The organism is Streptomyces gottesmaniae, assembly GCF_031845845.1.
Taxonomy (GTDB): domain Bacteria; phylum Actinomycetota; class Actinomycetes; order Streptomycetales; family Streptomycetaceae; genus Streptomyces; species Streptomyces akebiae.
In genome coordinates this window covers 15,370-40,049 of record NZ_JAVRFJ010000018.1, presented here as the reverse complement: position 1 = coordinate 40,049, position 24,680 = coordinate 15,370, and the positions used below count along the sequence as shown (strand labels likewise).

General features: G+C 72.3%; 25 protein-coding genes. 11 read left to right on the top strand and 14 right to left on the bottom strand.

The features are described from left to right. Positions 1-8: 8 nt before the first annotated feature. Positions 9-1,439, bottom strand: coding sequence for a PP2C family protein-serine/threonine phosphatase (locus RM704_RS21195; protein WP_311591023.1), 1,431 nt, complete (start codon positions 1,437-1,439; stop codon positions 9-11). 376 nt (positions 1,440-1,815) lie between these two features. Between RM704_RS21195 and RM704_RS21190 the strand changes: the two genes are divergently transcribed. Then, positions 1,816-2,229 carry an SsgA family sporulation/cell division regulator gene (locus RM704_RS21190; RefSeq protein WP_033526246.1) on the top strand — a complete coding sequence of 138 codons (414 nt, stop codon included), beginning with the start codon at positions 1,816-1,818 and terminating at the stop codon, positions 2,227-2,229. A 40-nt stretch (positions 2,230-2,269) separates the two neighbouring features. On the opposite strand, the gene RM704_RS21185 is transcribed toward RM704_RS21190, so the two are convergent. The 3 genes from RM704_RS21185 to RM704_RS21175 all read right to left on the bottom strand — a co-directional run bounded on the left by RM704_RS21185 (position 2,270) and on the right by RM704_RS21175 (position 5,827). Beyond that, positions 2,270-3,373, bottom strand: a complete 1,104-nt coding sequence (locus tag RM704_RS21185) for a baeRF3 domain-containing protein (protein ID WP_033526245.1) — start codon at positions 3,371-3,373, stop codon at positions 2,270-2,272. Positions 3,374-3,534: 161 nt separating this feature from the next. Further along, positions 3,535-4,065: a DUF4232 domain-containing protein gene (locus RM704_RS21180; RefSeq protein ID WP_033526244.1), complete on the bottom strand. Its 531-nt coding sequence runs from the start codon at positions 4,063-4,065 to the stop codon at positions 3,535-3,537. 124 nt (positions 4,066-4,189) lie between these two features. Next, the gene (locus tag RM704_RS21175; RefSeq protein WP_033526243.1) at positions 4,190-5,827 is read right to left on the bottom strand and encodes an alpha/beta hydrolase; all 1,638 of its coding nucleotides are present in this window, start codon (positions 5,825-5,827) and stop codon (positions 4,190-4,192) included. A 325-nt stretch (positions 5,828-6,152) separates the two neighbouring features. Between RM704_RS21175 and RM704_RS21170 the strand changes: the two genes are divergently transcribed. After that, complete coding sequence (locus tag RM704_RS21170) at positions 6,153-7,001, top strand: GNAT family N-acetyltransferase (RefSeq protein WP_033526242.1); 849 nt, start codon at positions 6,153-6,155, stop codon at positions 6,999-7,001. A gap of 53 nt (positions 7,002-7,054) precedes the next feature. On the opposite strand, the gene RM704_RS21165 is transcribed toward RM704_RS21170, so the two are convergent. The 3 genes from RM704_RS21165 to RM704_RS21155 form a co-directional block, all read right to left on the bottom strand. Beyond that, positions 7,055-8,662 carry a CocE/NonD family hydrolase gene (locus RM704_RS21165; RefSeq protein WP_033526241.1) on the bottom strand — a complete coding sequence of 536 codons (1,608 nt, stop codon included), beginning with the start codon at positions 8,660-8,662 and terminating at the stop codon, positions 7,055-7,057. Continuing rightward, the gene (locus RM704_RS21160) at positions 8,659-9,300 is read right to left on the bottom strand and encodes a TetR/AcrR family transcriptional regulator (protein ID WP_033526240.1); all 642 of its coding nucleotides are present in this window, start codon (positions 9,298-9,300) and stop codon (positions 8,659-8,661) included. The genes RM704_RS21165 and RM704_RS21160 overlap by 4 nt, the downstream gene beginning before the upstream one ends. A gap of 396 nt (positions 9,301-9,696) precedes the next feature. Further along, positions 9,697-10,860, bottom strand: coding sequence for an acyltransferase family protein (locus tag RM704_RS21155; protein WP_052145921.1), 1,164 nt, complete (start codon positions 10,858-10,860; stop codon positions 9,697-9,699). A 337-nt stretch (positions 10,861-11,197) separates the two neighbouring features. Here RM704_RS21155 and RM704_RS21150 point away from each other — a divergent pair, with 337 nt between their 5' ends. Then, a complete protein-coding gene (locus RM704_RS21150; protein WP_033526239.1) occupies positions 11,198-11,992 on the top strand; it encodes a GNAT family N-acetyltransferase in 795 nt (264 codons plus the stop codon). Positions 11,993-11,999: 7 nt separating this feature from the next. On the opposite strand, the gene RM704_RS21145 is transcribed toward RM704_RS21150, so the two are convergent. The 4 genes from RM704_RS21145 to RM704_RS21130 all read right to left on the bottom strand — a co-directional run bounded on the left by RM704_RS21145 (position 12,000) and on the right by RM704_RS21130 (position 15,245). Further along, complete coding sequence (locus RM704_RS21145; RefSeq protein ID WP_033526238.1) at positions 12,000-12,902, bottom strand: GNAT family N-acetyltransferase; 903 nt, start codon at positions 12,900-12,902, stop codon at positions 12,000-12,002. A 122-nt stretch (positions 12,903-13,024) separates the two neighbouring features. Continuing rightward, positions 13,025-13,288 (bottom strand): GlsB/YeaQ/YmgE family stress response membrane protein, encoded by a 264-nt coding sequence (locus tag RM704_RS21140; RefSeq protein ID WP_033526237.1) that lies wholly within the window; start codon positions 13,286-13,288, stop codon positions 13,025-13,027. A gap of 196 nt (positions 13,289-13,484) precedes the next feature. Next, a complete protein-coding gene (locus tag RM704_RS21135; protein ID WP_033526236.1) occupies positions 13,485-14,024 on the bottom strand; it encodes a nucleoside/nucleotide kinase family protein in 540 nt (179 codons plus the stop codon). Next, entirely contained in the window at positions 14,025-15,245 is a 1,221-nt protein-coding gene (locus RM704_RS21130; RefSeq protein ID WP_311591017.1) for an aminoglycoside phosphotransferase family protein, read from the bottom strand. An 88-nt stretch (positions 15,246-15,333) separates the two neighbouring features. Between RM704_RS21130 and RM704_RS21125 the strand changes: the two genes are divergently transcribed. Beyond that, entirely contained in the window at positions 15,334-16,104 is a 771-nt protein-coding gene (locus RM704_RS21125) for an ArsR/SmtB family transcription factor (RefSeq protein WP_033526234.1), read from the top strand. 111 nt (positions 16,105-16,215) lie between these two features. On the opposite strand, the gene RM704_RS21120 is transcribed toward RM704_RS21125, so the two are convergent. After that, positions 16,216-16,665, bottom strand: a complete 450-nt coding sequence (locus tag RM704_RS21120; RefSeq protein WP_033526233.1) for an SPW repeat protein — start codon at positions 16,663-16,665, stop codon at positions 16,216-16,218. Between the two features lie 323 nt (positions 16,666-16,988). Between RM704_RS21120 and RM704_RS21115 the strand changes: the two genes are divergently transcribed. After that, positions 16,989-18,167: a MerR family transcriptional regulator gene (locus RM704_RS21115; protein WP_037657559.1), complete on the top strand. Its 1,179-nt coding sequence runs from the start codon at positions 16,989-16,991 to the stop codon at positions 18,165-18,167. Here the strand turns inward: RM704_RS21115 and RM704_RS21110 are convergent. Beyond that, a complete protein-coding gene (locus RM704_RS21110; RefSeq protein WP_033526232.1) occupies positions 18,101-19,462 on the bottom strand; it encodes a cryptochrome/photolyase family protein in 1,362 nt (453 codons plus the stop codon). The two genes, RM704_RS21115 and RM704_RS21110, sit on opposite strands and share 67 nt — an antisense overlap. A 149-nt stretch (positions 19,463-19,611) precedes the next feature. Here RM704_RS21110 and RM704_RS21105 point away from each other — a divergent pair, with 149 nt between their 5' ends. The 4 genes from RM704_RS21105 (at position 19,612) to RM704_RS21095 (ending at position 22,389) form a co-directional block, all read left to right on the top strand. After that, positions 19,612-20,031, top strand: coding sequence for a MarR family winged helix-turn-helix transcriptional regulator (locus RM704_RS21105; protein ID WP_311591053.1), 420 nt, complete (start codon positions 19,612-19,614; stop codon positions 20,029-20,031). Between the two features lie 204 nt (positions 20,032-20,235). Continuing rightward, on the top strand, positions 20,236-20,319 hold the full coding sequence (locus RM704_RS45180) for a putative leader peptide (protein ID WP_369015706.1): 84 nt from the start codon (positions 20,236-20,238) through the stop codon (positions 20,317-20,319). 290 nt (positions 20,320-20,609) lie between these two features. Further along, on the top strand, positions 20,610-21,164 hold the full coding sequence (gene ssuE / locus RM704_RS21100) for an NADPH-dependent FMN reductase (RefSeq protein WP_033526231.1): 555 nt from the start codon (positions 20,610-20,612) through the stop codon (positions 21,162-21,164). Positions 21,165-21,246: 82 nt separating this feature from the next. Further along, positions 21,247-22,389 (top strand): LLM class flavin-dependent oxidoreductase, encoded by a 1,143-nt coding sequence (locus RM704_RS21095; protein WP_033526230.1) that lies wholly within the window; start codon positions 21,247-21,249, stop codon positions 22,387-22,389. Between the two features lie 23 nt (positions 22,390-22,412). Here RM704_RS21095 and RM704_RS21090 read toward each other — a convergent pair whose 3' ends face one another. Continuing rightward, positions 22,413-23,456, bottom strand: coding sequence for an acyl-CoA dehydrogenase family protein (locus RM704_RS21090; RefSeq protein WP_033526229.1), 1,044 nt, complete (start codon positions 23,454-23,456; stop codon positions 22,413-22,415). Positions 23,457-23,534: 78 nt separating this feature from the next. Here RM704_RS21090 and RM704_RS21085 point away from each other — a divergent pair, with 78 nt between their 5' ends. After that, entirely contained in the window at positions 23,535-23,666 is a 132-nt protein-coding gene (locus tag RM704_RS21085; protein WP_311591014.1) for a hypothetical protein, read from the top strand. Between the two features lie 50 nt (positions 23,667-23,716). Next, positions 23,717-24,451, top strand: a complete 735-nt coding sequence (locus RM704_RS21080) for a response regulator transcription factor (RefSeq protein WP_033526228.1) — start codon at positions 23,717-23,719, stop codon at positions 24,449-24,451. Positions 24,452-24,680: the final 229 nt, after the last annotated feature.

Genomic DNA, 24,680 nt, shown 5'->3' with positions numbered 1-24,680 from the left:
CCCGCTCCTCAGGAGCTGACTCGGGCGACGAGCACGCACGCGTCGTCCGTACGCTCCCTCTCGCCGAACTCCTCCAGCACCGTCCGTACGCACTCCTGGGCCGTACGCGCCTCGCCGAACCGGGGGGCCAGGTCCAACAGCCGCTGGACGGCTGCCTCTCCTCCCCGCCGGGGGACCAGCCCATCGGTGTGCAGGAGCAGCAGATCGCCTTGTTCGAGCGTCACTTCGGCCTGCCCGTAGACGGCACCCGAGGTCGCTCCGAGCAGCACACCCTCCGGCGGGGGCAGCACGCGCCCCGTCCCGTCGCGGAACAGCAGCGGGGCGGGGTGCCCGGCCTGCGCCCAGACGAGGGTGCGGGTCGCCGGCCGGTAGCGGCAGCAGACCGCGCTGCCGAGCGCCGGCTGCACGGTGGTGTCCAGTAACTGGTTGAGGCAGGCCATCAGCCGGCCCGGTTCGGTGCCCGACATCGCCATGCCGCGCAGCGCGCCGATCAGCATCGCCATGCCCGAGGTCACGCTGACGCCGTGCCCGGTGAGGTCGCCGACGCTCAACAGGCTCTCACCGCCCGGCAGTTCGAGGGCGTCGTACCAGTCGCCGCCGATCAGCGAACTCGTCGAGCAGGGCAGGTAGTGGGCGGCCAGGTCCAGCTTCTCGGGGCCCTGCTGCGGGAGCCGCAGGGAGCCGCGCCACGGCGGCAGCACGGCCTCCTGCAGCTCGACCGCGAGCCGGTGCTCGGTCTGTGCGACGTGCCGCTGGCGGTGCAGCGAGTCACGGGTCTCGCTCACCACCCGCTGGCTGCGCCGCAGTTCGCTGACGTCCCGCAGGACGGCCCACATGGAGGCCGTACCGCCGTCGTCGTCGAGCACGGGCTCGCCCATCATGTGCACGGTGCGCACTGCGCCGTCGGGGAGCACGATCCGGAACTCCCCGTCGATGCGTTGCGCGTCGATGAGGCAGTCCGTGACCATCGCCGTCAGTCGTGGACGGTCCTCGTCGAGAACCAGCGACGGCAGTTCGTCCAGGGTGAGCGGTGGGGCGGTGGGGTCGCGGCCGAGGATCTGGAACAGCTCGCCGGACCAGCTGGCCTCGTCCGTCAGGAGGTTCCACTCGGCGCTGCCGACGCGGCTGAGCAGCGATTCGCGCCGGGGGGCCGGGGGAGGCGCGACCGGGACGCCGACCGTGTCCGGGGGGACGGGGGGCGGGGCGGGGCCGTCCCGCAGTTGGGCCAAGTGGTCGTCGAGATCGCTCAGTTGATGCAGAGCCAGATCGTAGAGCGCCCGCTGCCAGCGGATCTCGGGATCGGCTTCGTCGGCGGGCGCGTCACGTCGTACGGCGTCCACATCGCCTCGCAGCCGTCGCGTCTGCGAGATGAGCGCGTCGACCGTGCCGCGTCGGGGCGGCTGGGCGGCGGGGCGATCCGCAGAGAGAGGGGACGGCATCACGTACTCCGATGGGGGACGGTACGACCAACGCTGACGTAAGGGCCGATTACGACTGTTGCACAGCCCGCGACGCGCTGTAAGGGATTTGGCAAGACACGATACGGTGGTGCTTCCGGCATATGCCAGCGTCCTCGCGGTCGGGGTCGCCCACTGCGGGTCCATACGCGCCCCGAGGGCCCAAGTCGTAGGAATCGTACGTGACTTGACGGACCGTCGACCGCATTCACACCTCATTCATTCCCCTGTTCGAGGGGCATATGTACGAGCGTTCCCCCGGGTCGATGAGTGACATGGGTCACAGAGGTGAATCCAGGAGGCCGCGTCCTGCGAAACCTCTCGGCAGGAAGAGCTTCATCCGAAACGGAGACCGTTCATGACCGTCACGCTGGAACAGCCCGCCCGCGCGCTCCTCGTCACCGACGAGGACCGGGAGGTCCCGGTGCCCGCGAGCCTGCGCTATTCCTCCGACGATCCGCTGGCCGTGCACCTCGACTTCCCGGCCGACATCTCGCTGAACGGTTCCATGGTGACGTGGACGTTCTCCCGCGGACTGCTGGAGGAGGGCGTACGGACCCCCGCGGGCGCCGGTGACGTGCGCATCCGGCCCAGCGGCCGGTTCCGCACGGTGGTGGAGCTGCACTCCCCGTACGGCATGGCCCTGCTCCGGTTCGAGAGGGCGGCGATCCAGCGCTTTCTGCTGCGCAGCTACGCCGTCGTCGCCGCCGGGAGCGAGGAGGTGGGCCCCGCGCTCGACCGGGGCCTGACATCCCTCCTGCGGGGTGTCTGAGGTCCCTCGCGGCGGCGCCGCGGCGGGTCCGGGGCGGGGCTCAGTAGCGCAGGACGCCCGCGATGCCCCGGGCGTCGCCGAGCGTGCCGTCGGGGACGAAGCGGACCTCCGCGCCGGTGTCCAGGCACCGCTCGACGATCTCGTCCACGATGTCCTCGCGGACGTCGAGGTCGCCGCTGTCGGCCGGCACCAGATGCCCGCCGCCGTCACCGTCCGCGCGGACGGCCGTCCGGAAGTTCTCCTCGACGGCCAGCAGCTGGATCCGGCCCTGCTGGGCGTTCTGGCGGACCTCGTCGACCCCGGCGGCGAACGTCTTGTGGCCGCGCGCCGCTTCGAGCCGGCGCGCCACGGTGTCGACGTTCCTGCGGTCCTCGGCGGCGACCATGGGCCGGACCGCCTGCCACACCGCCTCCGGGGTGCCGTGCGCGAGACCGCCGTGGGGGATGTGGGCGGCGTCCCGGGTGACCGTGCCGATCTCGTCGAGCAGGGACAGTGCCGCCGTCTCGCCGGTGACGTACAGGGGCCGCTGCCGGGTGCGCAGCACCCGGGCCACCGCGGTGTCGGCGTCGCGCAGGAAGTGCCGGATGTCCTCGTCGCGGAAGGTGGACGGCAGATCGCCGATCCGCTCCTGCCGCTCGGCGTCGAAGTTGTCGCGGTCCCTGGTCATCGGGAACCCTCCGACACGCGCCTCGGTGACGCGGTGGCCGGCGCCGTTCCACAGGGTGACCCGGTCGGCGGAGACCGCGAGCACCCAGAACGGCCGCTCGGCGGCCTGCGCGGCCACCAGGTTCCGGGTGAGGAAGGTGTCCGAGAGCACCACACGCTCCGGCACCGGGCGGGTCAGCGACCACACCTGGTGCTCACCGGGCGCGGCGAAGATGGCCAGGCCGTCCTCGGCGTGCGTCAGATCCACCTCGGCCAGTGCCCGGTCCAGCTGCTCGACGACGTCGTTGCGCCGCTCCCGGGTGACGGCGGGATCGTGCTCCAGCCGCTTCTTCGCCTCGGCCACGACGTTGCGCAGCCGGACCGGGTCCTGGGCGCTCTCGGGCTCCCGGCGGTGCGTCGGCGTCAGTACCGAGACCGCGGGATAGGGCCGCGGACGGCGCAGTTCGATGAGGGTCGTGGGACTGAGGGCATGCTCCATCTCTTCACGATAGGACTGATTCACGCATCGGGCATTTGGGGTAATCGGCTGCCCCGCGCGGGCCGCTCGCACAGGCGGCCGGGTGCGGCGAAAGAGCCCGTCGGCGCGCACCGGTGAGGGTGCGCACGACGGGCTCATCGACGTGACGCCTGTGGTGGGGGTCAGCCGACTTCCTTCTTCAGCGCCTTGTCGGCGGCGGCCTTGGACGGCTTCCACCAGGTCGTCACGGGCTCCCAGACCTTCACCTTCTTGGCGGCGCCCAGCTGCTTCAGCGTGAAGGTGCGGCCGTAGAGGTTGGGGTTGGCCGACACCGTGATCGTGCCGACGCGACGCGCCTCCGGGTCCTTGAGGTCGGCGATCGTGCGGACCGCGGCGTACACCGTCTTCCCCGCGCCGACCTTGTACGGGCCGCTCTCGCCCGACGGCACCGGCTGGGCCGCCCCGTCGAGGTCGCCGAAGGTGACGACGGGAAGGCGGTCGATCGTGCAGGCGCGGGTGCCGGTGTTCTGGACGCTGATGTGCACGATCCGCGCGTCCTTCGCCTGCTTGGCCGCCAGCTTGAGGACCTTCGACTTGCAGACCGGGGTCTTCGCGGCGGGCTGTGCGGCGAGCCCCTGAGGGGCGGCGGTGAGGAGGAGCGCGGCGCCGGCGGTGGCGACGGTGGAGACGGTGAGCAAGGAGCGGATACGCATCGGTGGAATCCCCCAGTTTCGGTCACATACGGGTACGGCACGGGCAAACGTGACGTCTGCCCAGTGTGACGGCCGAGATGCGCCCGGGGTTGTGCCGGATGCGCGCGTGTTGCACGCCCGATGCTCAATCGTCGACTCCGCATGAACTCCCGTCGTCCGGCAGCGTCCCGAACAGCAGGAAGTCGTCGACCTTCTCGTGCACGCACTTCGACGACCCGTACCCGGTGTGCCCCTTGCCCTTGTTGTCGAGGACGACCGCCGACGAGCCGAGCCGCTTCGCCGTCTCCACCGTCCACCGGTACGGGGTGGCCGGGTCGCCCCGGGTGCCCACGAGCAGCATCTTCGGGGTGTCGACGTTCCGCACCTCCTCGCGGATGAAATCGGTTCCCGGCGGGCGGCCGTAGCACATCAGCACCTGGGTGAGCCGGTACCGGCCGAACACGGGGGAGGCGTCCTCGTAGGCGGCGCGCAGGTCCTCCAGATTGTCGGCGATCTTCTTCGCGGTGGGCCGGTCGGGGTCGTCGGCGCAGTTGATCGCCATGAGCGCGGCGGGGAGGTTGTCCAGCGGGATCTCCTCGATGTCGACCAGGCCGTCGTGCGGGGTCGGGCTGCCGGACGGGGTGGGGTCGACGGGTTCGTGCGGGCGGGCCGGCGCCGAGCCGCGGTAGGGGGTGGACGGTGGGGCGAAGCCGCCGCCCGTGAGCGCCATGACGCCTCGCGTGTCCCCGTCGTGGACGAGCATGTTGAGCGCCTGGGTGAGCATGGGCCACAGTTGTTCGCTGTAGAGGGCGTGGCTGATGGCGCCCACCAGGTCCTGGCCCGTGAAGTCCGGCCCGAAGTCCGACGGCAGGGGGTTCTCGTCCAGCGAGTCGACCAGCGCCACGACCTGCTCACGGGCCGAGCGGGAGTCCTGCCCGAACGGGCACGTCAGCTCCTCGGTGCAGGCGTCCAGGTAGTCCTCCAGCGCGGTCTGCTGACCCTGGGCACCCACCAGACCCTGCTCGGTCAGCGGTTCGCTCAGGGTGTCCACCCCGTCGAGGGCCATCCGGCCCACCTTCTCGGGGAACTGCGCGGCGTACACCGCGCCCAGCCGGGTGCCGTAGGAGAAGCCGAGGTAGTTGAGCTTCTCGTCGCCGAGGGCGGCGCGCATCACGTCGAGGTCGCGGGAGGCGTTGAGGGTGCCTATGTGCGGCAGCACCGGGCCGGAGTTCTCCTGGCATTCGGCGGCCGCCCGCCGCAGCCGTTCGAGCGCGGCCTTCGGGTCGTCGGCGTCCTCACCGCCGTCGGTCGCCTCCAGGGCCTCGTCGGTGCCGTCGCCGCAGCTGACCGGGGAGGAGCGGCCCACGCCGCGCGGGTCGAAGGAGACGACGTCGTAGCCCTTGGTGAGGTCCATGAAGTCCTCGCCGGCGTAGGCGAGTTCGGGCACTCCGGGGCCGCCGGGGCCGCCGAAGTTCAGCAGCAGCGAGCCGCGTGAGTCGCCGGTGGCCCGATAGCGGGCCATCGCCAGGTCGAGGGTCCCGGCCTGGGGCCGGGTGTAGTCGATCGGCACGGTGACCTTGCCGCAACGCAGATCCCGGGGCATCTCCATGCCCTCGCACTTCGACCACTTGATCTTCTGGTCGTAGAAGCGGCTCAGGTCGGACCGGCCGGCGTTCCTGTCGTCGTCGGCGCCCGCCGTCAGGGCGGGCAGCCCGGCCCCCAGCAGGGCGAGCACCGCGACCGCGGCTCCGGTGAGAGGGCGCCGTCTGTGCGTTGACCGCATGCGTGCCTCCAGGGAAGCCCGGCCAGGGCGGCCGGGGACGACCCCCGGATCACCATAGGCGGCCCCTCGGGGCCACGCCTCCCGGCGAGCGGGCGGCCCGCAGGCGTCGTACTCTCCGCCGTCCCGGGACGTACCCCGCGGCGTGCGAGTAGCCCGTACGCGTGAACCGGGCCGTCGGACCGGCCCGGCGTGCCGCGAGGTCGGCCGTTTCCGGCGTCGCGGCCGTGATCGGGCTTCGGCGAGGATGCTGCGGGGCACGGCCGACCACCGGGCCCGCGGTCGCACGGCGGCCGCGCACTCGCGACCTCAGCGAAGGAGCGCAGAGATGACCTCTCCGGGCCATCAGGACCTCGTCGTCACCCGGGCCACGCTGGACGACTGGGCGGTGGTCGCCCGGTGGGCGGGGGACGAGGGCTGGAACCCGGGCCTCTCGGACCCGGCCTGCTTCTTCGCACAGGACCCCGAGGGCTTCTTCATCGGCCGGCTCGACGGGGAGCCGGTCTCCTCCGTCTCCGTCGTCACCTACGGCGACGACTACGCCTTCCTCGGCTTCTACCTGGTCCGCCCGGACCTGCGCGGCCAGGGCCACGGCCTCGCCACCTGGAAGACCGCGCTCGCCCACGCGGGCGACCGCACCGTGGGCCTCGACGGCGTGGTCGCGCAGCAGGACAACTACCGGCAGTCCGGCTTCGAGCCCGCCCACCGCACCTTCCGCTACTCCGGCGTGGTGCCGCAGCCCGCCGTACCCGCCGATGTCCGGCCCGTGCGCGACGCCGGGCTCCTCGCGGCGTACGACGGGACCTGTCACCCGGCCGACCGACCCCGCTTCCTGGAGCACTGGCTGACCGCCGAGGGACACCGGGCCCTCGCGCGGATCGTCAACGGGCGGCTCACCGGCTACGGCGTCATCAGGCCCGGCCGGGACGCCCTGCGCATCGGTCCCCTGTTCGCCGACACCGCCGACGACGCCCGCGCGCTGTTCGCCGGCCTGGCCGCCGAGGCCGCGGGCCGAGAGCTGGCCGTCGACGTGCCGGAGCCGAACGCGGAGGCCGTGGCGTTGGTCGAGGAGTACGGCCTGACGCCCTCCTTCGAGACGGCCCGCATGTACACCGGCCCGATCCGACCGTACGCGGCGGAGCGCGTCTTCGGGGTCACCACGCTGGAACTCGGCTAGGGGGTGTGTCGAAAGCCCTGTGTGGGTGCTGTGCGGGACTTTCGACACTCCCCCTAGGCCGCGCGCACCGGCAGGATCACCGCCGAGGGGTGCTCCGGGCCGTGGTGCACGCTCTGGTCGGCCACGCGGAGGGTGGTGGCCGTGGCGAGGGGGTCGCCGGTGCCGGTGTTGCGGGCGTAGCGCGGGAAGGCGCCGCTGGAGACCTGGACCCGGATGCGATGGCCGCGCCGGAAGCGGTGGGCGGTCGGCCACAACCGGACGGTGGCGCGGCCGAGTTCGTCGGCGCCGCTCAGGCTGGTCAGACCGTCGCAGACGTTGGTCGAGCGGCCCGTCGCGTCGACCTCGCAGAGGCGGACGAAGACATCGGCGTACGGCAGGCTGGAGCGGAACCAGATCTCGGCGCTCACCTCGCCGACGACCTCGACGTCCTCGTCCAGCACCGCGGTGGTGTAGGTGAGCACGTCCGTGCGGGCCTCGAGCGCGGTGTTGTCGGTGCGTCCGGCGCCGGGCACCATGACCACTCCGCCGACGGAGGGGGTGGGGTCCGCCGGGTCGTAGCGGTAGGTGTCGGTATGCGAGGCGGCGGCCGGTTCCACGGCCAGGGTCCCGCCGGTGTGGAGGTGGAAGCGCTGCTCCTGGTACCCCTTCGGCGGCCAGGACTCGAAGTCGCGCCAGGCCTCCTCACCCGTGACGTACAGCCGTACCGTGGCGCGCTCGGGCGGCTGTGCGCCGCGTGCGTGGGCGAGGCCGAACTCGAGGGCCTCGCGGATCACGGTGTTGTCGACCGACATGTGCGTCCAGGGACCGATGGTGAGGCGGGCCGGGCGGCCGGCTGCCTGGAGGGTCGTGAAGTCGCGTATCTGGCCGGGCAGGAAGATGTCGTACCAGCCGCCGATCGAGCTGACCGGCACGGTCACGTCGGCCACCCGGTCGCGGTGGTCGAGGCCGGTCCAGTGCGGGTCGTCGGCGTCGTGGGCGAGGATCGCCTGGATGTAGTCCGAGCGGTGGCCGAGGGCGGCCAGGTCGGCGTCGGCGAGGGGCAGGGTGTCGAGGGCGCGGCGGACCCGCTTCAGATCCAAGGTGTGCCGGAGCATCCCGAAGGGCCGCTCCTGCTTGGCGACCATGGCGCCCCAGCCGAACGGCGTCTGCAGGGACATCCCGTCGCCGCGCAAGAACTCCAGGGTCAGCGCCGACTCCGTCACGTGCGGGATCATCGCCTTGACCTGCGGCGGCAGCCGGTCGGCCACCGCCCACTGCACGTAGCCCATGTAACTGCTGCCGACCAGCACGATCGCGTCGCCGCACCACGGCTGCTCGACCAGCCACTCAAGGGTCGCGAGGCCGTCTTCGCGCTCTCGCAGGAAGGGGTCGAAGGTGCCGCCGGAGCCGAAGCCGCCGCGGGTGCTCTGGATCAGTACCTGGTAGCCCCGCTCGGCCAGTGGCCTGACGGTCCCGGCGGCGAGCAGGCCCCGCCTGCCGTACGGGCTGCGGATCAGCGCGGTCGGCAGGCCCTCGGCGCCGGTACGCGGCGCCCAGCGGTCGGCCAGCAGGTCGACTCCGTCGGGCATCGGTACCCGTATGTCGCGCTCGACGACGAGGTTCCGGGTGAGCGGCGGGGGCAGTTTCACCGCGCGCTGGATCAGATGGCTGCTCAGGTTCACCGGTGTCGCTCCTGGTGCGGTGGGGGTGGGGTGGACCGGCCCGGCGCGGCGGCGACCACGGGCGCCATCCGCAGGAGCCGGTCGGTGAACTTCTCGGGGTCGAGCGGTTCTTCGCCTTCCACGACCCAGGTGTTGACGACGGCGGAGGCGCCGCCGGTCAGGAACGTGGCGAGGTCGTCGACCAACTCCGGGTCGAGGTGGCCGCCGTACCGCTGTCGTACGAACTCCCGGTTGACCGGGACGAGCAGCTCGGTCAGCGCCTTGTTCAGGTCGAACGCGCAGGACCCGGTGAGCATCGCGCGGTAGAAGCCCCGGTGCTCCGCGAAGTGCCGTGCCATGGCCAGCACTCCGGCGTGATCGGTCATGTCCGCCGAGTCGTACGGGGGGCTCTCGATCAGTTCGCGCCGGGCGAGGTCGAGCCCGGCCTGGAGCAGTAGTCCGTCGCGGTCCCCGAACTGCTGGTACAGCACCTGGCGGCTGACATCCGCGGCCTCGGCGATCTCCGACACCGGGACGGCGGTGGTGCCCCGCTCGGTGACCAGGGCGATCGCCGCGCGAATCAACGCGGACCGGGAACGGCGGACCCGGCGGTCCATGGGCGGCTGGGGTGTCGTCGGCTCGGAGGGTTCCTGCTTCATGACGACGATAATGGACACTTGTCAATAAACAAGCAAGTGTCCATGTAGGTTGCAGGGAGTGCCCCGAAGGCGAGGACGCCGGCGGCGACGGCATCACCGACGGCCCCGGCGGTGGGCGGCTGCTGTACGACCACTACGCCGCCGACCGGCAGGAACGCCAGGGCGGAGAGCCCGGCGGTTCCCGCTGAGCCTGGGCGCCGGGGTTACGGCGGCCGACGGCGCGCTGAGGAGGATGCTCACGCCCGGCAGACGGCGGCGAGGCCCCGCACGGCCCCTCCCGGGAATGGGGCGGCAGGACCCGGGGCCCTTCTGATGATCTCCGTGAGAGAAGGAGCGGCGTCCGGTGCGGCGAGCGAGCGTGCGTGCCGGACGCCGCGGAGATCCATCTGAACAGCTCTAAGGGCCTTCCGCGGGACGTCCGGTGGAGGCGCTGCGCCGGGTCTCCGGGGAGGACGGAGCGGCGTCGCTCGGCTCGGCGGGCGGGGCGGTGGCGCCCGGGCGGAAGGCCCACTCCATGCGTGGCTCGACGACACAGCGGAGCGCGGCTCGCACGGGGGAGGTGCACAGCAGGGTGATGCCGCCGATCGCCACGGCCGTGACGGCGAGTTCCCCGAGCGGGGTGTGCAGCCACTCGACGGCGTACCAGTCCCGGAAGCGCGCCCACTTGATCACGAAGCCGTGCAGCAGATAGCCGTACATCGTGCCCGCGCCCAGCGCCGTGAACCACAGGTGCCGACGCGGCACCCAGGCCAGGAAGCACGCCGTCAGCAGCACCGCCAGACAGAACAGGGCGGGCGTGGTCAGCAGGCCGGCCCAGCGGGTCACACCCTGGCCGGTGACGCTGCCCCGGTGGTAGAACCAGCCGGCGTCGAACCACGGAGCCACCCGGTAGGCCACCAGGAACGCCCCGAGACCGACCGGGAGCAGCAGCCGTACCCGGCGGGTGCGCAGCCGTTCGAAGTGCTCGGCCCGCAGGGTCAGTCCCAGGACGAAGAACGGCAGGAAACCCAGCACCCGCTGGATGGAGACGTCGCCGCCGAGATCCGGTGAGACCGCCGCCAGCGTCGCCAAACCCAGTGCGACCGGCAGCGGGTGACGCAGCATCAGCCACAGGGGCGTGGTCAGCCGCCAGATGAAGAGCGCGACCAGGAACCACATCACGTACCACGGGTCCAGCAGGCTCAGCGGATAGCCCGGGTCGTCCTGCGCCCACCGGTAGAAGAGGGTGTACGCCGTCTCGAACACGACGTACGGCAGGGCCACGCCCGTCAGCAGCCGCTTCAGCCGGCCGGGCGCCATGTCGAAGCTCCGCGAGAAGTACCCGGAGATCAGGGCGAAGGCGGGCATGTGGAAGGCGTAGACGGTCAGGTACGCGGCCGTCACGGTCCGGCTGCCGTACGTCAGCGGCTCCCACGCGTGCCCGCAGGCCACCAGGACGATGGTGAGGTACTTCGCGTTGTCGAAGTACGGGTCCCGCGAGGTCTGCCTCGCCCGGGGCCGTTCCCCGTGGGGCGGGGCGGCGGGGGAGGGGCGGGTCTGCTGCACCACGTCTTCGGGCATCGGTGAGAAGTCTCCGGACGACGACGACTGAACCCGGACCGCCTGCCCGCTCACGCCGGTCTCAGTCGTCCTCGACGACAGTACCGACGCACAGGGCGCGGAATCGTCGACGCGGGTCACCCGCGCCTTCCGACCGGCTCGGCCACCGACCCCTCGCCCGGCGCCCGCACCCCGTGGCGTGCGCCCGCCTCGCACGTGGTCCCACGACGACACCCGTACGGCCCTCGCCGGGCCGGATCGGCGAGGGGCGCCGGGCGTACGCCCGCAACGCGCCCGAGTGGTGGGAGAACGGTCGAATTCCGTTGCCAGGGTGAACGACTGATGATGGAGTGAGCACATGGATCACGCTGCTGTGCTGGCACTGTTCGACCGGGACATGCGAGAGGGCGCCCGCCCCGACGGGCCCGGAGCCCGGATCGAGCGCGTGGGCGGGGTGGTGCGCCAGGTCGGTTCCGAGCAGGGCTGGAGCGGCGTCGTCTGGTCCGACCTGGACGAGGCGGGCGCCGACGCGGCGATCAGCGAGCAGATCCGGTACTTCTCCGGCCTCGGACGCGACTTCGAATGGAAGCTGTACGGCCACGATCTCCCCGTCGACCTGGGACACCGTCTGCGTACGGCCGGTTTCACACCCGCTCCGGAGGAGACGCTGATGGTCGCCGAGGTCGCCGACCTGACTCTCGACGTCGAGCCGCCCGAGGGTGTGCGGATCCTGCCGGTCACCGACCGCGCGGGCGTGGATCTGGTGGCCGACGTCCACGAGAAGGCCTTCGGCACCGACAGCTCCCGGATGCGTCACCAGCTGCTGGCCCAGCTCACCGGCGACACCGAGACGGTCGTGGCCGTCGTGGCGCTCGCCGGGGACGTACCGGTGAGCGCCGCCCGGATGGAGCTGCTGCCCGGCACCCGCTTCGCCGGGCTGTGGGGCGGCGGCACCGTCGAGAGCTGGCGCGGCCGGGGCGTCTACCGGGCCCTGGTCGCCCACCGCGCCCGGGTCGCGGCCGACCGCGGCTACCGCTACGTCCAGGTCGACGCGCTGGCCCGCAGCCGCCCGATCCTGGCCCGCCTGGGCTTCGAGCCGCTCACGACGACCACGCCGTACGAGTACGCGGTGGGGAGCACGGCGGCCGCCTGACCGCCGGTCACAGGTCGAGCTGGTACTCGATCGCCGTGTGCGTGGGCCGGTAGCCGAGGGCGTCGTTGACCCGGCGCATGGGGAGGTTCTCCTCGGCGGTGTCGGTGAGCAGGGCCAGCTCAGGGGCCAGGCCGTGGGCGTGGCGGATCGCCTCCGCCTTCATCCGCAGCCCCAGACCACGGCCGCGGTGCTCGGGCAGCACGGCCGTGCCGTAGTGCTGCCCCTCGCCCTTGCCGTCGCCCGGCAGGACCAGCCCCGGCAGGACCAGCTCCGAGAACCCGACGATCGTGCCGCTCGACGTGTGCACGGCGGCCACGGTGTGCAGCACGTCGCCGCGCTTCGCGATCGCCTCGGCGGCCGCCACGACCCGCTCGACGTCCCAGACGACCGTGCCGTAGTCGGTGTCGCCCATCGGCATGTCGTCCATCGCGCGGCGCGAGGCGGCGTAGGTGTCGGCGAGCTCCGGCGGTACGACGCCCGTCCAGTGGGTCAAGTGGTAGCCCGGACACAGCTGTTCGAGGATCCGGGTGAAGTGGTCCTGGTCGATCCCGGCGAGTTCGAGCCGGGCGTACACCAGCGACAGCACCTGGCGGAAGCCGCGTGCCGCGAGGAACGCGTGGGCGGGGGAGTCCCGGTCGGCCTGGGCGATGACGGCACGTCGCCGCTCGTCGCGCGCCGAGGCGATCGCCGCGTCGAGCAGCGCGGTGCCGACGCCCCGCCGCCGCTCGGCCGGGTGCACGGTGATGTCCAGCTCCGCGAGATGGGCCTGCCCGTCCTTGGTGAACAGCCGCAGAAAGGCCGTCCCGAGGGGTGTGCCGTCCTCCCCGGACGCCAGCCAGGCCGACCGACGGCTCGACGGGGTGACCGTGGGATCGGTGAGGTGCGTGAGGTGGGTGACGCGGGGCGGCAACGGGGCTCCGGGGGGCGGTCGACGGACGAACGGCGGCGCCCGGCGACGCTAGCCGCCGGGCGCGTTCGTCCGCAACGCGATTCCGGACGGGCGCGGGCGCCCGCCGTCGCTCCCGGGTCCGCTCAGCGGCGGGCCCGGGTACGGTCCAGTGCCAAGATGCCCAGGGCCGCCAGGGCGATCTGGATGAGCCACTCGATCCAGTCGACGCCGCCGGTGTCGGCCACACCGATCCCCGCGGCGAGCGCGCTGCCGATCAGCGCGGCGACGATGCCCACGAGGATCGTCAGCAGGATGCCGATGCGCTGGCGACCCGGTACGACGAGTCGGCCGAGTACGCCTATGACAATGCCGATGACGATGGCACTGATGATGCCGTCGATCTCCATCTGAACTCCGCCCCTTGTCGTCGGGATCCCCGCAACCGTGCGAGTGCCCTTCGAACGCGAGTGCAGTCCGTTTCCGTTTCATCTTCTTCACGGGTCCGCCACCAGTCCGGTGTCGGCCACCAGTCCGGTGTCGGCCACCAGTCCGGTGTCCGCCATCCGTCCGGTGCCTGCCGGCCCGTCAGGCGCCCGGCGCGCGTCAGGCCTCCGGCACCCATCCCGTGACGGCGAGCACCTCCGCCGCGATGTCCATGACGGTGCGCCCGTCGGTCGCGACGCGGAGGGTGTCCGCCGGTGCCCGTTCGTCCAGCAGCCGTGCCTTGCGGGCGCTGCCGGCCAGTTCCCGCTCCAGCTCGGAGCCGATCTCCCGCCCCCTCAGCCGCCGTTCGGTCGTCGCGTCGGAGGCGGTCAGCAGCACCCGCACGATGCGGACGTCGGCGCCCATGGCGCGTCGGAAGGTGGCCGCGGTCTCGGAGAGCACGCTCAGGGTGTTGGTGTAGACGAGCCGCCGGTGACCGAGGGCGGCGTAGTTGCCCCAGACCGCGGCGAGGTTGCGCTCGACGATCGCGGCGCGGTGCGGATCGTCGGCGGGAGCCGGGTGCACCTGCCCCATGAAGTCGCCCTCGATGAGGGCGTGCGCCACCTCGGCGAGCCGCAGCCGATCGGAGATCTCCCAGCCCACCGTCGACTTGCCGACCCCGGCCCGACCGCCGATGAGCAGTACTTCGGCACGATCCATCTAGCCCGCCACTTCCGCCGAGCCGAGGCTCGGACGCGTCGCGCGGCGCAGGGCCTCGCGGATCACCGTCGCCGGGTCGCCCTCGTGGTACGGCCGTTCCGAGGACTCGATGCCGTCGAGGAACTCCTGGTAGCGCACGGCGTAGGCGAGGTGTGCCAGTGGCTCGGCCAGGCTGAGTGCGCGGGCGGGGTCGCTCTCCGGAGCGTGGGCCCTCCAGGCGTCGACCCAGGCCCGGACGGCCGTGGGACGTACCGCCTCGGGCAGGAAGTCGTAAAGGCGCAGGCAGTCCAGTACGGGGTTGCCCCAGTGGGCGTCGGCGAAGTCCACGACGACCGGTGGCCGGCCGTCGCTGCGCCAGTTGCCCGGATGGAAGTCGGCGTGCACCAGCGTGTCCGGGAGGCCGCACTGCGCGAGTCGGTCCCAGCGGCCCGCCAACGCCCTTGCGCTGTCCCGTTCCTGTTCGGTGATGTCCAGTGCGGCCCGCCCGTCGAGCAGGTCGTGCGCCAGTTGGCCCAGGACCGGATCCCGTCGGTCCCGCAGTCCGGGTGGCCGTCGGCCGGCCAGGGCCGCCTGTGCGGCGACCATACGGCGTATGCCCGCCTCGACCGTCGCGGCGTCGGCCGACCAGCAGTCCTCGCCGGGGATGTGCTCCAGCAGCACCCGCCGCTCACCGGCGGCGAGGACAGCCGGAACGAGTCCCGGGTCCACCCGGGCGAACGCGGAGATGACGGCGGCCTCGTCGGAGGCGAAGCGCGGTGTCGCCTTGAGCCAGACCGGTCCTTGCCCGGTGGGCAGCCGGAAGAGGCCCGCCAGGTTCCAGGTCCGCTGCTGGTCGACCGGTCCCGTCACCGGCCGCCCCAGCGCGGCCAGGGCCCCCGAGGCCCAGCCGAGCAGTTCCCGCAGCCCGTCGGCGCGTGCCCACGGGGAGCGCAGGGGGTCGTCCGTGTCCAACGGTCCGCGGTCCTCGGGGCATCGTTCCAGCCTGCCGGGCCCGGGAGGCTCCAACGCCTCCACGTGGTACGTGACATGACCGTCGCGCCCGCTCTCACCCCCGTCGACCGCCAGCATCCGCAACACGAACACTCTCACCCCGAGTGCGCGTTCCAGCCGCTCCACGACGGGCGCGACCTCGGCCCACCACGGAACGTCGACGGGGAACGGGCCGGTGACACCGAGCAGCTCCGCACCGGAGGTCACCCATGCGCTGAAAGTCCGACTCACGGCGTCAGTGTGTGCCGACCCTCGGGTGATTGACATGCAGGTAATTACCTGCATAACGTGGAGTGTGCGATCAGAGAGCGACCCGGGAGTGGACAAGGTCTTCAAGGCGCTGGCCGACGAGACCCGCAGGAGGCTGCTGGACCGGCTGCACGAGCACAACGGGCAGACGCTGGGCGAGCTGTGCGCGCGGATCGACATGGCGCGGCAGTCCGTGACGCAGCACCTGGCCGTCCTGGAGGCCGCCAACCTGGTCAGCACGGTGCGGCGGGGGCGGGAGAAGCTGCACTACCTCAATCCGGTCCCGCTCCACGAGATGCAGGAGCGATGGATCGACAAGTTCGAGCGGCCCCGGCTGAGAGCGCTCGGGGCCGTGAGACGACGAGCCGAGGAAGCCATGACCGACAGACCCGCATTCGTGTACGTCACCTACATCGCGAGCACGCCCGAGAAGGTCTGGGAGGCACTGACCAGCGCCGACCTGACCGCCGAGTACTGGGGGCACCGCAACGAGTCGGACTGGCGGCAGGGGTCGCGCTGGGCCCATGTCCGCACCGACGGCTCGGGTGTCGAGGACGTCGTCGGCACGGTCGTGGTGAGCGAGCCCCCGACCCGGCTGGTCACCACCTGGACCTCGCCGGAGAACGAGGGCAGGGAGGAGACCTCCTCGCGGGTCACCTTCGACATCGAGGCGCACGCCGACATCGTCCGGCTCACCGTGACCCATGAGGACCTGGAGGACGAGGGCGCGCTCGCCGAGGTGTCCTTCGGCTGGCCCGCGGTGCTGTCCAACCTCAAGTCGCTGCTGGAGACCGGCCGTGTGTTGCCGCAGGAGCCCTGGGACGTGCCGCGTACCGGGTGAGGCCCTGGGGCCGGAGTTCACCCCGGTGGGGGGTCCGAGGGTGAACGGCGACGGCCGATCCGCCTGAGCGGATCGGCCGCCGTTACCCCTCGCGGGCGTTTCTGTCCGCACCTACGGTGTGCGGCCCCCACGGGTGCCGCCCTTGGCCGCGGCGCCGGCGCACACCAGCCCCAGCAGCAGAGCCAGGCAGCCGATGATGATGTTGTTGACCACGACACCGGCGTCCGGGCTGTCGCCCACGATCCACGCCGAGATGATCATCCACACGCCTATCGCGCACATGGCCCAGCTCAGGCCGTACATCCTCTCCGGTGCGGCGGTGAAGCCGAGAGCCAGCAGACCTATCGCGATGCCCACGATCAGGTTGTGGGGCACCAGCGCGGGCTGGCTCGTCGTGAAGTGGAGTATCCACGGGGACACGGCGCAGTACAGACCGAGCAGGAACACCGGTCCGTCCACGAGCGCCACGTCGCGACCACCGAGCATGCGGGCGTACCGAGCCTGCATTTCGGGTGCGTCAGGGTGACTGGAGATGTCACTCCTGTGTGAGACGTTGGCCATGAGTCGACTCCTTTGAACTCTGCAGGCCTGACCGCGTCTGGTGGGGTATGCGGTAAGCGCCGCGTACGTTCATTCTGCGCTTATTTTCCCTTTATGTGTAGGGGTCGGAGCGGAGTGTGGAGTCGGCGTCCGTCTCCGAGGAGCGCCGACCGCTCCTCGGAGACGGGCCTGGACGGGGCCGCGCCCTCGACCGGCAGTGGCCCGGTCGTTCGGCCCCGCCCATTCGCCACTTCCGTGGGAACCGGTCCCTCGGATGCACGCGGCGGCGATCCCGTCGGACCGGGCCTCGGCTCGCACCGCTTCCGCGTCGTATAGTCGCCCGCATGGGTGCATACGGGGAGGAAAACCCTGCCGATCCAGGGCTCACGAGCGGTGCGCTGGCCCGCAGGCTGGGCGTGTCGCCGACCACCCTGCGTTCCTGGGACCGCCGCTACGGCATCGGACCCGCGGTCAGGGCCGACGGCCGCCACCGGCGCTGGACTCCGACAGACGTGACGATGGTCGAGGCGATGTGCCGGCTCACCTCGGCGGGGGTGCCACCGGCGGAGGCGGCCCGCGCGGCGAAGGAGGGGGCCGGAGTCCTGAGCGCGGAGGAGGGCCCCGGAGCCACGCGAACACCGGACGGGGAACGGCCCCGGTCGGCACGCCCACCCGGCCCGCCCGAGCCGGGGGATCTCCGCAGGGAGTGCCGGGGCCTCGCCCGGGCCGCCGTACGTCTCGACGCCCCGGCGGTGGAGGACCAGTTGGCCGAGGCCGTAGAACGGTACGGGCTCACGGTCGCCTGGCAGGAGGTGATGGTGCCGACCCTGCACGCGGTGGGCCGTCAATGGGCCTCGTCCGGCGACCGCTACGTCGAGGTCGAGCATCTGCTGTCCTGGCACGTCTCCACCGCCCTCCGCCGCCATGCCCGCCCGCCCGCACCCCGCCACGACGCCACCGCGCCCGGACCGGTCGTGCTCGCCTGTGTGCCCGGCGAACAGCACACCCTTCCGTTGGAGGCCCTCAACGCGGCCCTCGGTGAACTCGCCCTGCCCACCAGGATGTTCGGCGCGGCCGTTCCCGCCGAGGCGCTCACCGCGGCGGTCGACCGGCTCGGTCCGGCGGCCGTCGTGCTGTGGGCCCAGGCCCGCTCCACGGCGAGCCTGCCCCTCGCCCGGCACGTGGCCGCCCTCCGCTGGGGTGTGAAGGGCGCCCGCCGACAGCCGCTCGTCGTGCTCGGTGGCCCCGGCTGGCACGGACACCCCGCCCCCGGGACCGTCCGGCCGTCCTCGCTGGGGGACGCCGTGGAGATGCTCGCGGGGCTGCACGGACGGGTGGACCGGCCGGACCGGATTCCTTCCGACGCCGGACCGACCGAACCGAAGCGTCAGGACTCGGAACATCAGGACCTGGAGGATCAGGACCTGGAGCATCAGGCACCAGAGGACCCGGAGCGTCAGGACTTGCGCCCTCGCAAGAACCGTTCCCGTCCCTCCGCCAACTCCACGATCGGCTCCGGATAGTCCAGCGCGGCCCGGTCCAACCCGGGCAGTTTCCACGGCTCGTGCACCGCCGGCCCTGTGACGTCCGCCAGCTCCGGCACCCAGCGTCGTACGTACTCCCCCTCCGGGTCGTACCGCTTCGCCTGGGTGACCGGGTTGAGGACCCGGTTGGGGCGGGTGTCGGTGCCGGTTCCCGCCACCCACTGCCAGTTGAGCTGGTTGTTGGCCACGTCGCCGTCGACGAGGAGATCCAGGAAGTGCCGGGCGCCCACGCGCCAGTCGACGTACAGCGTCTTGGTCAGGAAGCTCGCGGTCAGCAGACGGCCCCGGTTGTGCATCCAGCCCTCGTGGCGCAGCTGGCGCATGGCCGCGTCGACCACCGGATAGCCGGTGCGGCCCTCGCGCCACGCCTCGACCTCGTCCGGAGCGGACCGCCAACTGTCGTGTCTGGCCCGGTAGTCCACGGACGCGGCCGCCGGCCGCACGGCCAGCACCTGGCGGTTGAAGTCCCGCCACGCGAGCTGCCGTACGAACGCCTCGGCGCCCGGCCCGCCCGCCCGGCGTGCCAGGTGGACCAGCTCTACGGGGGAGAGGGTGCCGAAGTGCAGATGCGGCGAGAGCCGGGAGGTCGCGTCGCCCGCCAGGTCGTCGTGCCGGTCCTCGTACGCCTCGATGCCGGACCGCAGCCAGGCGGTGAGCCGCGCGCGCCCCTCCGTCTCACCGCCGCTCGCCAGCTCCGGGGACAGGCCCGACAGCCCTGCCCGCGAGGGGGGCTCCTCCGAGCCGATCCCGTCCGGCACCCGTACCGTCCGCGGCGCGGTCAGCGCGTCCCGCAGCCGCTGCCGGGACCAGTGGCCGAAGTACGGCGTGAACACCGAGAAGTGGTCCGACGAGGCCGGTGTCACCGCGCCGGGATCCACGGCCGTCGTCACCGTCTCGTGCACGTGCAGCCGTACGCCCTCGGCCTCCAGCGCGCGTCGCAGCCGCTCCTCGCGCCGCTGGGCGTACGCGCCGGCGTCGGCCGCCAGGTGCACCTCGTCGGCCTCCGCCTCGGCCGCCACCCTGCACACCTCCTCCACGACGTCGCCGGAACGCACCACCAGCCGGCCACCGCGCTCACGCAGCCCCGCGTCGAGGTCACGCAGGCAGTCCGCGAGGAACGCGAGCCGGTTGGGCACGGCGAACCCGGCCGCGGCCACGGCCCGGTCGCGCACGAACAGCGGGACCACCTGCCGCGATCCGTCGAGCGCCGCGCGCAGCGGCGGATGGTCGTGCAGCCGCAGGTCGGAGGTGAACAGGACGACCGAGACGTTCATGGACGGACTCCGGGGAGGGTGGCGGGGGGACGGCGTCGCGGCCGGCCCTGACATCACTTCCACCGGAAGGGCGCTCACGGATGCGCCCGGGGAGCATCGCCGCGCGTTCGGGTGATCGGTACGGCGACCACGCTGACCGCGTGGCCACAGTGAACGATCCCGCGCGGCAGTCGGGGGACGACGGGGGCGGCGCCGTCGGGGCGCCGACCGACCTGCACGCCTTCGCCGTGGCGCTGCGCCGGATGAACGGCGAGATCAACCGGCTGGTGCACGCCTTCGCGGGCGACCACGGACTGCACGCGACGGACGTCCAGGCGCTCGCGGCGATCCTGGACGCGGAGGCGCCCATGACGCCGAAGCGCCTGCGCGAACACCTCGGCCTGACCTCCGGCGCGGTCACCGCCTGCGTCGACCGGCTGGAGCGCGCCGGACACGTCCGCCGGGTCCGGGAGAGCGCCGACCGCCGTGTGGTCCACCTGTACTACGCGGCCGACGCACGAGGGGCGGCTCGCACCTACTTCCGGCCCCTCGCGGCGGCCACCGAAGCCGCCCGCTCCCGGTTCACCTAGTTCGTCGGCGGCCCGGCGCAACGAACGGAGCCGTCGCCGCTGTGATGTATTCCGGCTGTTCCGTTCGCACGGCAGCGGAATGCGTGCCGATTTCCGGCCCGTTCGAGGGTTTCCCTGTCACGTCCGTGAATTCCATGGTCCGGGATGCGAGACCGATCGGGTTCTCCTTGACGCCCGTTGACGGCGCCTGCCACGATCGACGGCATGCAGAAGCGACTGGACCTCACGCGGCGACGCCATGTCGACCTCGCACGCGTCTCCAGCGCCTCCTGTCGCGCCGCGGCCTGATCACCCCTCCGCGATCCGCCGCGCCTTTCCGCTTTCCCGGCTCTCCGCCTGAATTCACCCCTGCCCACTCACCCGTGTGCCACTGAATTCGGCGTGCCCGAAAACATTTCGCGACAGGAGTTCCGCGTGCCTGCCGCGCTCCTGCCATTCGCCTTTCGGGTCCCCGACGTCAGCGACAGACGGCGGCCTTCTGCACGCAGGTGAGCCGCCCGAACCCACCTGGCATTCCTGACCGTTCCCTTCCGGGGTGCTCATCCGCATGGGCACCCCGGGTCCCAGAAAGAGGACTCATGGCCACCGTTCTGTCCGTCTCCGGCAGCCCTTCCGCCTCCTCCCGCACCGCGAAGCTCGTACGCCACCTGGACGCCCGTCTGGTCGCTCAGGGCCACGTGGTCGTGCCGCTCGACATCCGCGCCATCCCCGCGGAAGCCCTCCTCGGGGCGGACTTCAAGCACCCCGCCATCGTCGAGGCCACCGAACTCTTCGAGCGGGCCGACGGCGTCGTCATCGGCACCCCCGTCTACAAGGCCGCGTACTCCGGAGTCCTCAAGGCGCTGCTCGACCTGCTCCCGCAGTACGCCCTCACCGGCAAGACGGTGCTGCCCCTGGCCACCGGCGGCACCACCGCCCATGTCCTCGCCCTCGACTACGCCCTGCGGCCGGTCCTCAGCTCCATGGGCGCCCGGCACATCGTCCCCGGCTGGTTCACCCTCGACAAGGACATCACCGTGGGGGAGGACGGCAGGGTCACGGTGGCCCCGGCCACCGCGGAGGCCCTCGGCCAGGTCGTCGACCAGTTCCTGACCGCGCTCCGCCCGGCGCCGGTACTGGCCGCCGTGAGCTGACCCCGGGCATGTGCCGGCGGGACGCCCGCACCCACACCCCGCACGCTGGTCCAGCTCCCTCTCCAGACAGGAGACCCCTCCCGTGTCCCTCACCTTCCACTGGTTCCTGCCCACCAACGGCGACAGCCGGCATGTCGTCGGCGGCGGTCACGGCACCCCCGCCACCGAGTCCGGGCGCGACCGGCCGCCGACGGTCGGCTACTTGAGCCAGATCGCCCGAGCCGCGGAGGACCTCGGCTTCGTGGGTGCGCTGACCCCCACCGGCGCCTGGTGCGAGGACGCCTGGCTGACCACGGCGATGGTCAGCCGGCACACCGAACGCCTGAAGTTCCTCGTCGCGTTCCGCCCCGGCTCCGTCTCACCCACGCTCGCCGCCCAGATGGCCTCCACCTTCCAGCGGCAGACCGGCGGACGGCTCCTCCTCAATGTCGTCACCGGCGGCGAGAGCCAGGAACAGCGGGCCTACGGCGACTTCCTCGACAAGGACGACCGGTATCGCCGTACCGGTGAATTCCTGGAGGTCGTACGGGGATTGTGGGAGGGCAGGACCGTCGATCTGAGCGGTGAGCATCTCCGGGTCGAGGAGGCGAGGCTGGCCCGGTTGCCCGACCCGGTGCCCGAGGTGTACTTCGGCGGATCCTCCGCGATCGCCGGGGAGATCGCCGCCCGGCACGCCGACGTCTACCTCACCTGGGGCGAGCCGCCGGCCGTGGTCGCCGAGAAGATCGCCTGGATCAAGGGGCTGGCGGTGAAGGAGGGCCGCACCCTCCGCTTCGGCATCCGGCTGCACGTCATCACCCGCGACACCGCAGAGCAGGCGTGGGCGGAGGCGAACCGGCTGCTCGACGGCTTCGACGCCGAGACCGTACGGTCCGTGCAGGCCGGACTCGCCCGCAGCGAGTCCGAGGGCCAGCGGCGCATGCTGGCCCTGCACGGCGGCACCCGCGACAGCCTGGAGATCCACCCCAACCTGTGGGCCGGCATCGGCCTGGTGCGCGGCGGAGCGGGCACCGCCCTCGTCGGCAGCCACGACGAGGTCGCCGAGCGCATCAGGGAGTATCACGCCCTCGGCATCGACGAGTTCGTCCTCTCCGGCTACCCGCACCTGGAGGAGGCGTACTGGTTCGGCGAGGGCGTCCTCCCCCGCCTCGCCGCACAGGGCCTGTGGCGCCATCCGTTGGCCGGGCCGACCGCCCCCACGGCACAGGTGCCGTTCGCGAGCTGACGCGCGGCGCGGACCGGGCCGGTTCAGTACGCGGCCGACAGCGAGGCCAGGTGGGCGCGGCGGACCTCGGGGGTCTGGCCCTGGACCAGGAGGAACATCGCCTCGCGGGCCAGCCGTTGGGCTCGGCTGTCCAGATCGATGGCGCGCCCGCCGCCGGCGACGACCGCGGCGGTCGTCGCCGTGCGCATCAGGTCGAACGCCTTCGTCTTGAGGGCCAGCCGTTCCTCCATGTGCTCGTGCGGCGCCGGATGGTCGGCGAGGGCGTACGCCTGCCGCCGCACCTTGTCGAGCCGCAGCCTGAGCGCCTTGGTCGTGGGGTCGTCCTGGTCCAGCAGACCGAGGGCCGACTCGGCGACCCCGAACACCGCCGGCGAGGCGTTCGTCGGCTTGGGGCGGTCGCTCGCGGCCCACGACTCGTACGGCGCGTGCAGGGCCACGGCGTCGTCGGGGACCCACAGCCCGTCGAGCTCGAGCGAGACCGTACGGGCGGCCGTGAGCGCCGCGAGCCGCATGGGCGCCGAAGCCCGCAGCCCGGACTGCTGACGGGCCTCGGTGAAGGCGAACACCACCTCGTCCGCGTCCGTGACCCCGGCCAGCAGCATCACGTCGTTGAGGCCCCACCCCGTGTACCAGGGGACCGTGCCGTGGAAACGCCAGCCGCCGCGCCTGGGCACGGCCCTGACGGGGACCTGCGGGTACCGCCGCAGATGCGCGTACGCGACGCCGGACATCAGCTCGCCGGTGGCCAGCTTCCCCAACAGGCTCTCCCGGGCCGGGAGTTCACTCTTCGCCAGGGTCAGTACGGGTGTGTGGTGCTGGGTCTGCACGAACCATGTGGAGCAGCAGGCCCCCGCGAGGATCTCGGCGGTCTCCCGCGCCACCGAGTTGGGCGCCCCCGCCCCGCCGTACGCCACCGGCGCGCTCACCCCGAGCAGCCCGGACCGCTTGATCGCCTGGATGCTGCTCGCGGGCACCCCCTCCTGATCGACGCGCTCCGCCTGGGGCGCGAGGACCTCGGCGGCGAGTCCGCGCGCCTGGACGACGAGAGGGTGCGGTGACGTGGTCATGGGGTGATTCTCCCCGGCCCGGGTCCCGGAGATCACATCTTCGCGGCCGGAAGATCACATGTTCTCCATCTGCCTCGCATGGCGTGTGACCTGCGCCACGTCGGCCGGTTGGTCGACGACTTCGTCGAGCATGCCGAGGCGGCCGTCGAGCATGCCGAGACAGTCGTCGACCGCGCCGAGGCAGCCGTCGCGCCACGGCCCGTCGACTGACCGCGCACGGCCCGATCCCGCCCTACGAGCCCTACCCGAACGGTCTGGTCATGCGCACTCGGCTCACGGGGAAACCGATGTCGCCGCGAGACGGGGCACAGCACGTCCTGCTGGTCGCCGACGATCACGTTGTCACCGAACTCCTCACCAGCACAATGGAGTTGGCCGGATACCGCGTCGCCGCGGCCGGTACCGGCGCCGAGGGGACGACACGGATCGCCCAGGACCGGTACGACCTCGTCGTCTGGGACGCCGCGCTGCCGGACCCGGAGCGCCTCGGAAGCGGCCGGCGCGGCGCGCCCGTGGGCCGGCCCCCGCTGCTCCTCCTGGCCGCCTGCGACACCCTGCACGACCTGGTGCCCGGGCTGCGGCCCGGCGCCGAGGACTATGTCGTCAAGCCCCTCCGGGTCGCCGACGTCCTGCACCGGGCGCGGTCGTTGCTGCGCGGGAGGGGAGGCCCCGAACGGATCGAGGGCATGCCCTGCTACGGCGACCTGGTTCTGGACGACGCTGCCTGCGAGGCGCGGCGCGGATCCAGGCCCCTCGGTCTCACGCCCGCCGAGTACCGGGTGCTGCGCCATCTGCTGGCGAACGCGGAGTGCGTGCTGTCCAAGGAGCAGATCGGTCGGCACGTCTGGGGCGAGTACCGCGCCCACGGCGCTATCGAGAAGCTCGTGGCCCGGCTCCGGCGCAAGACCGACCAGGAGGCACCCGCGCTGATCCACACCCGGCGCGGCTTCGGGTACTGGCTCGGCTGCCCCGCCCCTGACGGGGCGGCAGTTTAGGCGACCTGTCCGGTGACAGGCCCGGCGAGTGCCCGGTGACCGGCCGCGAGTGCCCGTCAACCGGTCTGCGAGTGCCCGTCAACCGGTCCGCGAGCGCCCGGTGATCGCCCGGCGGAGCGACCCTCGGGCGGCCTGACCTGGCGTCATGGGAGTCGACTGGTCTACACCCTTGACTGGTACAGACCAACGCGGTTGAGTGTGACCCACACCCCCCACCACGGCCGCCCCC